Below are 538 nucleotides of genomic sequence, written 5' to 3'. Positions count from 1 at the left end.
AACCTTGCCCTTTGGCTGCCTTTTGGCCAGTGAATGGAAGTTGTTCTGTGTATGTAACTGTCGGTTCAGAGTCGGTAGAGACGAGAGTAGGGGCGTGACCGTAACCGAATCCCTTGGGCCCGAAAAGCTTAGCGTAACAAGCGCGGCAATGGATCTCCTTGTCGGGACCGTCGCACGCTAACATCCAGTCGACTGGTGGATCACACTCCGCACAGTTAAAGCACTTCTTGTGCCACATAGTGCCCTTGGCCAACTGCTGCTCGGCAGCAAAGACCATCCCACCACAACGAGGACAACCTTGGCCCTTCGGAGCCTTGATGCTGGTCGTGTCCGGATTGTAGAAAGGACGGCTAGCAGATATCTCTTCCTCAGTTAAGCCATCGGTTTGCAAGAAGCCAGAGCCGCAAGCGAATCCGTAACCATGAGGTCCCCATTTCTTTCCGTAGCAAGTTTTGCAATAGACTTCGCCATCAGGTCCATCGCAGGCAATGATGGAGTCCAAAGTTCTTGTGCAATCGCGGCACTTGAAACATTTGCG

The 538-nt window shown here is 53.0% G+C and carries 1 protein-coding gene; it reads right to left on the bottom strand.

Annotated elements, in window-relative coordinates:
- On the bottom strand, positions 1-538 hold a 538-nt coding region (locus tag F0L68_RS46115; protein ID WP_149855473.1), incomplete at both ends, for an LIM domain-containing protein.

Source organism: Solihabitans fulvus (assembly GCF_008386585.1).
GTDB classification, from domain to species: Bacteria; Actinomycetota; Actinomycetes; order Mycobacteriales; family Pseudonocardiaceae; genus Solihabitans; species Solihabitans fulvus.
The sequence above is the reverse complement of the archived record's forward strand: the minus strand, read 5'-3'. Positions and strand labels throughout refer to the sequence as shown.